Annotated in this window: 10 protein-coding genes; all 10 read left to right on the forward strand. The window is 47.6% G+C overall.

What is annotated here, in order from left to right:
- The first annotated feature begins 1 nt into the window (after position 1).
- The 10 genes from ICC18_RS02615 to mmsB all read left to right on the forward strand — a co-directional run bounded on the left by ICC18_RS02615 (position 2) and on the right by mmsB (position 12,002).
- On the forward strand, positions 2-1,555 hold the full coding sequence (locus ICC18_RS02615; RefSeq protein WP_188172810.1) for a response regulator transcription factor: 1,554 nt from the start codon (positions 2-4) through the stop codon (positions 1,553-1,555).
- A 117-nt stretch (positions 1,556-1,672) separates the two neighbouring features.
- The gene (locus ICC18_RS02620; RefSeq protein WP_188172811.1) at positions 1,673-3,004 is read left to right on the forward strand and encodes an ABC transporter substrate-binding protein; all 1,332 of its coding nucleotides are present in this window, start codon (positions 1,673-1,675) and stop codon (positions 3,002-3,004) included.
- A 94-nt stretch (positions 3,005-3,098) separates the two neighbouring features.
- Positions 3,099-3,986 carry a carbohydrate ABC transporter permease gene (locus ICC18_RS02625; protein WP_188172812.1) on the forward strand — a complete coding sequence of 296 codons (888 nt, stop codon included), beginning with the start codon at positions 3,099-3,101 and terminating at the stop codon, positions 3,984-3,986.
- Between the two features lie 43 nt (positions 3,987-4,029).
- Positions 4,030-4,845 (forward strand): carbohydrate ABC transporter permease, encoded by an 816-nt coding sequence (locus ICC18_RS02630; protein ID WP_376745607.1) that lies wholly within the window; start codon positions 4,030-4,032, stop codon positions 4,843-4,845.
- A gap of 54 nt (positions 4,846-4,899) precedes the next feature.
- Complete coding sequence (locus ICC18_RS02635; RefSeq protein WP_188172813.1) at positions 4,900-5,925, forward strand: glycoside hydrolase family 88/105 protein; 1,026 nt, start codon at positions 4,900-4,902, stop codon at positions 5,923-5,925.
- Between the two features lie 9 nt (positions 5,926-5,934).
- On the forward strand, positions 5,935-7,041 hold the full coding sequence (locus ICC18_RS02640; RefSeq protein WP_188172814.1) for a rhamnogalacturonan acetylesterase: 1,107 nt from the start codon (positions 5,935-5,937) through the stop codon (positions 7,039-7,041).
- Positions 7,042-7,186: 145 nt separating this feature from the next.
- Positions 7,187-7,624 carry a MarR family winged helix-turn-helix transcriptional regulator gene (locus tag ICC18_RS02645; protein WP_188172815.1) on the forward strand — a complete coding sequence of 146 codons (438 nt, stop codon included), beginning with the start codon at positions 7,187-7,189 and terminating at the stop codon, positions 7,622-7,624.
- A 426-nt stretch (positions 7,625-8,050) separates the two neighbouring features.
- On the forward strand, positions 8,051-9,208 hold the full coding sequence (gene chvE / locus ICC18_RS02650) for a multiple monosaccharide ABC transporter substrate-binding protein (protein ID WP_188172816.1): 1,158 nt from the start codon (positions 8,051-8,053) through the stop codon (positions 9,206-9,208).
- Between the two features lie 87 nt (positions 9,209-9,295).
- The gene (gene mmsA / locus ICC18_RS02655; RefSeq protein WP_188172817.1) at positions 9,296-10,864 is read left to right on the forward strand and encodes a multiple monosaccharide ABC transporter ATP-binding protein; all 1,569 of its coding nucleotides are present in this window, start codon (positions 9,296-9,298) and stop codon (positions 10,862-10,864) included.
- Positions 10,839-12,002 carry a multiple monosaccharide ABC transporter permease gene (gene mmsB, locus ICC18_RS02660; protein ID WP_188172818.1) on the forward strand — a complete coding sequence of 388 codons (1,164 nt, stop codon included), beginning with the start codon at positions 10,839-10,841 and terminating at the stop codon, positions 12,000-12,002. Before mmsA ends, mmsB begins: the two co-directional genes overlap by 26 nt.
- The last annotated feature ends 104 nt before the right edge of the window (positions 12,003-12,106 follow it).

Genomic DNA, 12,106 nt, shown 5'->3' on the forward strand with positions numbered 1-12,106 from the left:
TATGTATAAAGTGCTTCTTGTTGATGATGAACGTATGATTCTGGAGGGTATATCATCGATCGTAGATTGGCAATCCGTTGAAACATCTTTGATGGGAACTGCTCGAAATGGAATTGAGGCGTATGCTTTTGTTTGTGAGCATGCTCCGGACATTATCATCAGTGATATCCGCATGCCTGGGCTGGATGGTCTGGGACTTGTAGCCAAAGTAAAAGAAACACATCCGCAGATCCGTTTTATTATGCTTTCCGGGTTCGATGAGTTCGAGTATGCCCAGATTGCTATGCAGCACGGCGTGAAGCACTATTTATTAAAGCCGTGCAATGAGAACAGCATCCTTGGCGCGCTCAGTGAGCTCGTGGCCGAATTCAAGCTGGAAGAAAGCAAGGAGCAATTTGTTTTATCGATGAAAGCGAACATGAGCAAAGTGCTTCCTCATGTCAAAGAGCAGTTCCTCAAAGAATTTGTGACCAATAAATCGTACGGCAGTCGCGACTGGGACTATTATCAGGAATTGTTCGGTCTTCGTGCTGTCAACAAGCAAGTCAGGTTGCTCCTTTTCCGGCTTGAGGGTCAATTTGAATACGAACATCTTTTTGCCGTGAAAAATATCGCAGAGGATATTCTGGATGAACCGCTTTTGAGTTCGACTGTCGCCGAGCAAGTGTTGATTCTCATTGAGGACAGTAATGGTTTGGAGCGATTGCAAGAGCAAATCAGCGAAATTCGCCGGATATTTGCTCTATACTATAAAATTGACACAACCATCGCATTGAGTGAAGCAGGTGAAATTGTTGAGGCTAGACGCTTATATCAGCAAGCCCTGGATTGCTTAGGGCATCGCTTTTATCTGGGGGAAGGCGGGCTAATTACAACCCGTGATATATCTGATGCATCCGCGGTGCGGAAGGGCGATTTCGTCTACGATGAAGACCGCATACTGTTTCCGGTCCGGGCTGGTAACTGGCAGGAAGCGGAAGAGGGGATCGACGCTTTTTACGAACAGTTATCCAATTCTCGCCTGGATATTCAGACGACGAAAACGTATGTGCTGCAGCTCTATATCTCCATGACCCGTCTCTGTTCAGAGGAGCAGATGAAGGCATATATGGGGCAAATCGTTCAAATATCGCAAATGGAAACGATGCTGTCGAGCATGGCTTTCTTGAAGAAGGCGGCGCAGGAAATCACGAATTTGAATTTCCAACAGAACAAGACGAAGCATTCCGCCATTATTCAAAAGGTCATCGATATTGTGAACGAACAGCTTGGAAATCCTGAGCTTTCATTGAACTGGGTAGCGCATCAAATGCTCTATATGAATCCGGACTACCTCGGCAAGCTATTCAAAAAAGAGACCGGAGAACGTTTTTCCAATTATGTGGTCACAGTCAGAGTAACGAAGGCCATGGAGCTCATCAAACACCAAGATGATGTCAAAGTATTTGAATTGGCGGAGTTGTTCGGTTTCGGGGATAATCCGCAGTATTTCAGCCAAGTGTTTAAGAAAATAGCCGGTTGCGCGCCTTCGGAATACAAGAAGCAAACGATGTGAGACTTCAATTCACTGATTTTTGAACATTTATCGCGGTTTATTGCATTTATCTTTGTTCGCATCAGGTAGATAATAGGAACTGTAGAGCATAAGTGACTCATAGGGAGGAAGCCATCTATGAAACGCAAACCGTTGCCTTTCTTGCTCTCGACGGCACTGCTTCTGACCTTGACAGGCTGCAGCAGCGCTTGGAACTTAACGTCAGGAGGAACAGCGACACCGAAGACGACAGCAGAGACGAAGCAAGGGGATGTCGAACGCGACGTCAAGCTTCGAATCGCATGGTGGGGAGGTCAGGCCCGACACGACTATACTTTGAAACTGATCGAACTCTATCAGCAGAAGAACCCTCATGTAAAAATTGATACCGAATATGCTGGTTTTGACGATTATTGGAAAAAGCTAGCTCCGCAAGCAGCAGCTAACCAGCTTCCGGATATTATTCAAATGGACATTTCGTATTTGGGACAATACGGCAGCAAAGAGCAGCTGGAAGACTTGACGCCGCTTACGAACAGCGGAGCTTTAAATATTAGTTCGGCTTCCTCGGATACGATTAATACCGGGCGAGTTGACGGCAAATTATATGGGATACCGCTCGGTATCAACGCCCTAGGTACTATTTACGATGATGAGCCGTTGAAGCAAGCAGGCATCCCGTTAATCGATCACAATTGGACTTGGTCGGTATTGGAGCAAATCAATGACAAAATGAAGAAGCAGGGCAAATTATTAGATCACTTGCGGTTCGATCAATTCTTCCCTTATTATTTGCGAACGCAAGGACAGCATTATTTTAACGCCGATGGCACAAGTCTTGGTTATTCGGATAATAAGTACTTTATCGAGTATTACAAAATGTACAAAAGATGGTACGACGCCGGTTACATGCGAACCTGGGACAAAGAAGCATTATCGAAACTAACACCAGAAGAGAATCCGATCGCTCTGGGCGACGGTTTTATGACGATGGCCTGGTCGAATCAATTCGTAACGCTGCAGCAAGCGTCCAAGAAACCATTGCAAATTATGGGTCCCCCAGGTCCGAATCAAAAGCAGGGGCTTTACTTGAAACCAACGATGCTGTTCTCGATTTCGAAAAGCTCGAAGCAGAAAGAGGAGGCAGCCAAATTCATTTCCTGGTTCATTAACGATCTGGATGCGAACATGTTGATTAAGGGCGATCGGGGCATTCCGATCTCAAGTAAAGTGAAGGAAGGTTTAAAGCCTTCGCTGCGCCCGGAGGAACAACAAGTCTATGAATACGTTGCCTGGGCCGAACAAAACAGCAGTGTCATGGAACCGCCGGACCCTACAGGTGCTGCAGAAGTGAGCAAGCTCCTCAAGGATATGCAGGAACAAATTTTATATAACAAAATTTCCGTCGAAGAAGCCGCGGCTAAATTCAAAAATGATGCTAATGCGATCCTAGCCAAAAATAAGAAATAGCGATGCTTACGATTCGCTAAGCTTGATACAGGGGGGCGGCCGGCGAGTCGCCCTACCACATACACAGAAATGGACACAGACAGGGAGTGGAACTATGAAGTTACGTGAAAATAATCACATAGTCGGATATGTGTTTATATCGCCATTTGTTATTGGATTTCTGATTTTTACTCTTTTTCCGATGCTATCATCCTTATATTTCTCATTCACAGAGTATGACCTGCTCTCTGCCCCGCGATGGGTCGGTCTGGCCAACTATGAGAAGATGTTCACAGATGATGAAAAGATTATGGATTCCATTAGAGTCACGCTGATTTATGTGCTCACATCGGTTCCTATGCGGCTCATTATCGCTTTGCTTGTTGCCATGCTGCTAAACAGGGCGGCAAGAGGCATCGGCTTGTACCGAGCGACCTACTATTTGCCTTCCTTGATTGGCGGCAGCGTGGCAGTGTCCATCATGTGGCGTCAAATTTTTGGAGATAAAGGTCTCATCAATGCTTTCCTTGGCGTGATCGGGATCGATACGCAGATCTCTTGGATCGGCTATCCGGCGACGGCGCTCGGCACCTTGGTGCTGCTGTCGGTATGGCAGTTTGGTTCGTCCATGCTCATCTTCCTCGCAGGGCTCAAGAACATCCCGGCCTCTTATTACGAAGCAGCGAGCGTGGATGGAGCGGGACCGATGAGCAAATTTTTTAATATCACCCTTCCGCTGTTAAGTCCAATTATTCTGTTTAACTTGATACTGCAAACGATTTCCGGATTCCTGACCTTCACACCTGCCTATATCATATCTAATGGTGAAGGCGGACCACTGAACAATACGCTGTTGTACTCGCTTTATTTGTTCCATCGTGCCTTCGTCTTTTTCGAAATGGGATATGCATCCGCGATGGCGTGGTTTATGTTGATCCTGATCGGGATTATCACACTGGTCATTTTCAAAACATCTAAATACTGGGTTCACTACGAGAACTAGGAGGAGATCAGATATGGTCATACGTATGAAAAATGTGAAATCGATGCTGTACCATCTGATCGTATGCGTCATCGCTGTAGCCGCGATTTATCCGATATTGTGGCTGGTTGCCAGTTCGTTTAAGCCTAACGAAGAAATTTATACAACTGCAAGCAGTTTGATTCCAAGCAAGTTTGAATGGAAGAACTATGTAACCGGATGGAAGGGCTTCGCCGGTATTACCTTTGCTACATTTATGAAAAACTCTTTTATCATCGTGATTATTTCAACGATTGGAGCGGTAGCCTCCTCAGCGTTAGTTGCATATGGATTCGCGCGTATCCGTTTTGCCGGAAGCAAGCTCTGGTTCTCAGCTGTCATGTTAACCCTGCTCCTGCCGCATGACGTTACGATTATTTCGCAATATGTTCTGTTTGCCAAAATCGGCTGGCTTTCCACCTTTAAACCGATTATCGTTCCGCAATTTTTTGGAATTCCGTTTTTCATCTTCCTCATCATCCAGTTTATCCGTACGATTCCAGGCGAACTGGATGAGGCTGCAAAGATGGACGGCTGTTCGAAGTACAGCATTTTCTTTAAGATTATTGTGCCATTGATCGTTCCGGCACTCGTGACATCGGCCATTTTCTCCTTTTACTGGAGATGGGACGATTTCTACACGCCGCTGCTTTATTTGAACGATCCCAAATTATATCCAGTATCTTTAGCACTTAAGCTATTCCTGGACAGTGAATCTATAAACAACTGGGGCGGTATGTTCGCTATGTCCACACTGTCTCTGGTTCCTATATTTATTGTCTTTATCATCTTCCAGAAGTACATCGTGGAAGGGATCAGCACCAGCGGTTTGAAGGGATAGTGTGCAGCTATTATGTTAAGAGAAAATGGTCAACTACAGGGAGGAACCGAAGAGATGCCTGCATTACAATTCGATCCGGATGAAATTCGCAAAGTGATAGATCGCGTCGTTCGGCGCACGTTTCGAATGGACTTTAATTGGGATTGGCCGGGCGGCGTAGCCTTTTATGGCGTGACGGAAGCTTACGAAGCAACGGGCAATGAAGAGTATCTTCAGATGCTGAAAGAGTGGGTGGATGAGAAACTGGAGGACGGGCTGCCTAAGCTGTCCGTCAACGGAATCTCCATCGGTCATTCGCTGTTGACGCTGTACAAAACGACCGGCGAAGAACGATACATCGAAATCGCCACGCAGATGGCGGAGTTTTTAAAACATGATGCGGAGCGGTTCGCGGAAGGGATTTTTCAGCATACGGTCAACTCTGAGACGTACAACTTTCCCCAGCAGGCTTGGGTGGATACGATGTTCATGGCCGGTTACTTTCTTGTGCGCATCGGTTCCTTGCTGAATCGTGAAGATTACTTCGAGGACGGACTGAAGCAATACCATGGGCATGAGAACTATTTGCAGGATCCGACAACGAATTTATATTACCACGGCTGGGATCATTTGGCCCAAAATCATATGTCAGGCATCTTCTGGGCCCGCGGCAATTCATGGGCTGCAATCACGATGGCCCGCGCACTACCGCTTGTGCATGTGACGCATCCTTCCTTCATGATTCTGGAAGGCTCGCTCCGCGATCAACTCAGCGCCCTTGTACGTTTGCAGGATGAAAGCGGGCTATGGCATACCGTACTGACGGATCCTGATTCATACCTGGAGACGTCCGGGTCAGCAGGAATTGCGGCTGCATTATTGAGTGCAGGAGCACTCTATAACAAGTATTCGAATAAATCGATCCAAGGCATCCTTTCGCGAATTACGGAAGATGGCACCGTTACGAATGTGTCGGCTGGTACCGCGGTCATGCGGGATATCGCCGGGTATAAGGGCGTTCCGTATAAACGCATTCAAGGGTGGGGGCAAGGCTTGGGACTAACTTTCTTGTCATCCTTATTGATGCGTAAAGATTGGTAGTGAGCCGATATGACGATGGCGTTCAGATTTGATTTTGGACCGGGAGATGCGGAGGAAGGTTATACAAAGGTTCGAGCTTCAACCGTGTATCAAGAGGAGCTGGGCTACGGTTTTCTGGAAGGCTCATCTGTCTATGAACGGGACAGAGGCCAGCCTGATGGATTGCGTCGAGATTTTTGCATTCCGGTCGGCGCTTCATTTGCCGTGAATGTTCCGAATGGCAATTACACGGTTAAAGCTGTAATGGGCGATCTCATAACAGCGACGTTCACGGGGATTAAAGCTGGACAAGGCCGGCTAATCGTATCGGATCTTCATGCAGCGGCAGGGGAGTTTGCAACCTATACATTCACGGTCCATGTCCAAGAAGGAAAGCTGAAACTCACCTTCTCCGGATTGGCTCCCCGGATTAACGCTTTGGAGATACTGCCTGCACCCCAAGCGGCCACGCTGTTCTTGGCAGGAGATTCAACCGTCACCGACCAGCCGGAAGATGGCTACCCTTATACGGGCTGGGGACAAATGCTGCCGAAATTCATCAAAGCGGATGCAGCTGTTGCGAACCATGCGGTATCAGGCAGAAGCTCCAAAAGCTTCATCAATGAAGGGCGTTTGGAGCCGATGATTCGGCAAATGGGTCCCAATGATTATCTCTTTATTCAGTTCGGTCACAATGATCAAAAGCTGGACGAAGAACGTTTCACGTCTCCTTTTACAACCTATAAACAGCACTTGAAAGTATATATAGACGAAGCAAGACAGAGGGGAGCGACGCCGATCCTGGTCACCTCTGTTCAGCGGAGGTTTTTTGGCCAGGATGGCGTATTGATGGACACACATGGCGAGTATGTGACCGCAATGAAGCAGCTCGCTGAGGAAGAGGATGTCATTCTGATTGATCTGGCGGAGAAGAGCAAGCAATTGTTCGAAAAGCTCGGGCCGGAGGAAACGAAGTCCTTATTCATGTGGACGCTGCCCGGGGAGTTTCCGAACTTCCCTAAGGGTGTAGAAGATAATACGCATTTTCAGGAAAGAGGCGGTATCGCAATTGCGAAGCTTGTTGTAGACAGTATCAAGGAGCAGAATTTGTTCCCGCTCTCGCTATACCTCCGATAATCCGATCAGGCAGGCCCAAGTCGATTAAGACGACTTGGGCCTGCCTGATTTTGGGTAATCGTAACCTGCTTTTGGCTGCCCCATTGACTTATCCAACAACTTTTAGTAATTTGAATTCAAACAAGGGAAAGAAAGGGCTGTCCTTATGCCGCTGCGAACGGAACAACAGCAAGCTGAAATCATTAGGGAATTCCTCATCACGATGGGGCAATCTCTGCAGCAATATCAATACAGCTTTGCGTGCAGCGCCGAACTCTCCCGGCATGAATTCAATGTGCTCTTTGTCCTGCGGCTGAGAGGTCCCATTGTCGTGAAAGAAATTGCACAGCAAATTCCTGCAGTCTCGCTCAGCACTTTGACCCGGCTGCTAGACAGCCTTGAGCAAAAAGGCTACATCGAGCGCAAGCTTGATCCATGCGACCGCAGAAGCTTTATCATTTCTCCAACGGAGAAAGCCCATCAACTGATGGAGCATTTTCCGCAGCATTGCGACTGCTTCGTCCAGCGTATCACCCAAGCATTAACCTCTGAAGAGCAGACGACTCTATCGGAGCTGTTCGTCAAAATAAAAGCGCATCTTTAGCTGCATAAGATTTTGGAAAAGGGGCTGTCCCTCCGGTCGTTTCAGACCTTATGGGACAGCCCTTTGCGTCAATCGCTTATGCTGCCTTCGTGAGCTTTCTTATCCAGGATATCTCCCTTTACAATGCCTAGGCCGTTCGTACCGATATAGACACGTCATCAAATCGCAAATTGCAAACGCTTCCAAAAGCAATCCCCTTCATTTTACCCGCAGCTTCTGAAGAAAAACACCTTGTAAACTTGAACAAAATTCATGTGGAAATCGATCTTTTTTTCCAGCATCATTAAAAAGTTAATTTTTTATAAAAAGTAGTAGATTTCGTAAAAAGACACCGCACGAAATCCCCCCTATACTCAAATTACACCCGATGCAACCGCATTAACGACGGACATCGGTCAAGCACAATTTTGAGAGGGGTCATGCAATTTGAAAAAGATCGTAACCGTATTCATGATGTTGGCGATGGTATTCTCCATTGCAGCTTGCGGCAACAGCGGTAGCAACAGCGGAGGCAGCCAGACGGAAGCGAAGACGACGCCGGCACCAGAAGCTACGAAAGCGGCTGCTGCAGAGACGAAGGCGCCAGCTAAGACCGAAGGCAAAGTAGGAATTTCCATGCCGACCAAATCATCCGAGCGTTGGGTGAGCGATGGCGCCAACATGGTAAAGGAATTCGAGAAGCTCGGCTACAAAACGGACCTGCAATACGCGGAGGACGTTGTTGAAAATCAAGTCTCTCAAATCGAGAATATGATCACTAAAGGCGTGAACATTCTCGTTATCGCGCCGATTGACGGCGAATCTTTAACCGATGTGCTGAAAAAAGCGAACGACGCTAAAATCAAAGTCATCGCTTACGACCGCCTGATCAAAAAGAGCGACTTCGTCAGCTATTACGCGACCTTCGATAATTTCAAAGTAGGTGTGCTGCAAGCCTCCTATATCGAACAAAAACTTGGTCTGAAAGAAGGCAAAGGTCCGTTCAACATCGAGCTGTTCGCAGGCTCTCCCGACGATAATAACGCCTACTTCTTCTTCGACGGCGCGATGTCCGTCCTGAAGCCTTATATCGACAACGGCAAGCTCGTCGTTCGAAGCAAACAAATGAAAATGGATCAAATTGCAACTCTTCGTTGGGACGGTTCCGTAGCTCAATCGAGAATGGATAACTTGCTCAGCAAAAATTATTCGTCCGAAAAAGTCAACGCGGTGCTGTCTCCATACGACGGTATCAGCATCGGGATTATCTCTTCTTTGAAAGGCGTTGGCTACGGCAGCGCGGATAAACCTATGCCGGTTATCTCCGGTCAAGATGCGGAGCTCGCTTCCGTGAAGTCCATTATCGCCGGCGAGCAAACGCAAACGGTATTCAAAGATACACGTGAGCTTGCCAAAAAAGCAGTGGCTATGGCTGACGCGATCCTTAAAGGGAAAGAAGCGGAAGTAAACGATACCAAGACCTACAATAATGGCGTAAAAGTCGTGCCTGCATATCTGCTGGAGCCGGTATCTGTGGATAAGTCCAATTATGAATCCTTATTGGTTGGCAGCGGCTACTACAAGAAAGAACAACTGCAAAAATAGTATCCTTCAACTGAAAGTGATGCGGTGGCGGCCTTAGGCTGCCGCTGCTTTCATGAATTTAATCGGAGAAAGTCTGGTGAATCATAGATGGGCGTAGCGGATGCCATTTTGGAGATGAAGAACATTACCAAAGAATTTCCAGGCGTCAAAGCGCTTGAGAATGTCAATTTGAAAGTGAGAAATGGGGAAATCCATGCGCTGCTTGGTGAAAACGGGGCTGGCAAATCAACCTTGATGAAGGTGCTTAGCGGCGTGTATCCGTATGGTTCCTACGACGGGGAAATTAAGTTCAGCGGCAAGACCGTCGCCTGCAAAGACATTAAACAAAGCGAACAATTAGGGATTGTCATTATTCATCAGGAGTTGGCACTTATTCCCTATTTATCTATAGCGGAAAACATTTTTCTCGGCAACGAGCAATCGCGGAATGGGATTATCGACTGGAATGAAACGATTGTAAAGACACGTGAGCTGCTCGGCAAAGTGGGACTTAGCGAATCGCCGAACACGCTGATCTCAGAGATTGGCGTAGGCAAGCAGCAGCTTGTTGAAATCGCCAAGGCGCTTTCGAAAAAAGTGAAGCTGCTTATTCTCGATGAGCCGACGGCAGCTCTGAACGAAGAGGACAGTGACAACCTGCTGAACCTGCTGCTCGAATTCAAGAAGCAAGGCATCGCTTCAATTCTGATTTCCCACAAGCTGAATGAGATTTCGAAGGTTGCGGATTCCATTACGATTTTGCGGGATGGCAGGACGATCGAGACTCTCGATGCAAGCAGCAGCGAGGTGACGGAGGACCGGATCATCAAAGGGATGGTGGGCCGGGATCTGACACACCGCTATCCGGCGCGGGAGCCTAAGCTCGGTGAGCCGTTTTTTGAAGTGAAGGGTTGGAATGTTTACCATCTTCACCAGGCTGAACGCAAAGTGATCGATAATGTTAGCTTTCATATCCGCCGCGGTGAAATTGTAGGGATTGCCGGCTTAATGGGGGCGGGACGCACGGAGCTGGCGATGAGTATTTTCGGCAGATCCTTTGGGAAGAGAATCAACGGACACCTTTATAAAAACGGCAAGGAAATCGAAGTGAAAACCATTAATCAAGCGATCGATAACGGGATTGCCTATGTTACCGAGGATCGGAAAAATTACGGATTAATTCTTATTGACGATATTAAACGAAATATCTCGCTTGCCAGTTTAAAGAAGAAGCTGTCCAAAGGCTTGGTCGTGAATGAAAATCAGGAGGTTGTGGAAGCGGAGAGATACCGCATGCTGATGAAGATCAAAACGCCTAGCATTCAGCAAAAAACGGTCAATCTAAGCGGCGGCAATCAGCAAAAGGTTGTACTTAGCAAGTGGATTTTGGCCGAGCCTGACCTGCTTATTCTCGACGAGCCGACACGGGGCATTGATGTGGGGGCCAAATACGAAATTTATTCGATCATCAACCAGCTGGCGATGGAAGGGAAAGGGATTTTGCTCATTTCCTCCGAGCTCCCGGAAATTCTCGGAATGTGTGACCGCATTTATGTAATGAGCGAGGGCCGGATGACGGGCGAAGTGCTCCGGGAAGATGCGACGCAAGAGAAGCTGATGCGGTATATGACAAGAGCAGGGGGAGAAACACATGCAAACGCTAGCGAAAATGTTTAAAAGCAACATCCGGCAGTACGGCATGATACTGGCCTTAATTTTGATCACGCTGCTGTTTCAAATTTTGACGGACGGCATTTTGTTGAAATCCTTAAATATTACGAACCTGATATTGCAAAACAGCTACATTCTGGTTCTTGCCATTGGCATGCTTCTCGTCATCATAACCGGAAACATCGATTTATCTGTAGGCTCAGTAGCAGCCTTCGTCGGCGCGGTATCCGCTATTATGATGGTGGATATGAAAATGCCTTTCATACTGGCGCTCGTCATTTCGCTGGTGATCGGTGCGATCGTTGGAGCTTGGCAGGGCTTTTGGGTAGCTTATGTGAAAATTCCATCGTTCATCGTAACGCTCGCAGGCATGCTCTTGTTCCGCGGCTTGACGATGATCGTGCTGCAGGGGCAATCGATTGCGCCGTTCCCGAAGGCTTTTCAGAAAATAAGCTCCGGCTTCCTGCCGGATCTGTCCGCAGGAAGTAAACTGCATTTGTTGACCATCATCATTGGCATCGTGTTGTCGCTTCTTTTTGTTTGGAAGGAATGGAAAGATAGACGGACTCAGAAGAAATATAACTTCGAGGTCATGCCGGAAGGCTTGTTCGCTGCCAAGCTCATCGCGATTGTAGCGGTCATTAATGTGTTTACTTATGTACTTGCCACGTATGAAGGCATTCCGAACATTCTTATTTTACTGTTTGTCCTCGTTGTTATATACACTTTCGTGATGAACCGTACGGTGATGGGGCGGCACATCTACGCCCTAGGCGGAAGCGAGAAAGCGGCGAAGCTCTCCGGTGTGAAGACGAAACAGGTCACGTTCTGGGTGTTCGTCAACATGGGCGTGCTTGCCGCATTATCCGGACTTGTGTTCGCCGCGAGGCTGAATGCGGCGACACCGAAAGCCGGCGTCAACTTCGAGCTTGATGCCATTGCTGCTTGCTTCATAGGCGGCGCTTCGGCGACAGGCGGCATTGGTACAGTTATCGGCGCGATGATCGGCGGACTTGTGATGGGCGTTATGAACAACGGGATGTCGCTCGTTGGGCTTGGCATCGACTGGCAGCAAGGCATCAAAGGTCTCGTACTGCTGCTTGCCGTCGGTTTTGATATCTACAATAAATCAAAAACAAACTAAGTCCACTTTGTTAAGCGAATTCAAAGTCACCCGAATGGGTGATTTTGTCGCTTTCGAGTGGCCTTCGTTTTGCTATAATAAGAGCATAGAAGCCACACACACAC

It is taken from the genome of Paenibacillus sedimenti (assembly GCF_014534655.1).
GTDB lineage: Bacteria > Bacillota > Bacilli > Paenibacillales > NBRC-103111 > Paenibacillus_E > Paenibacillus_E sedimenti.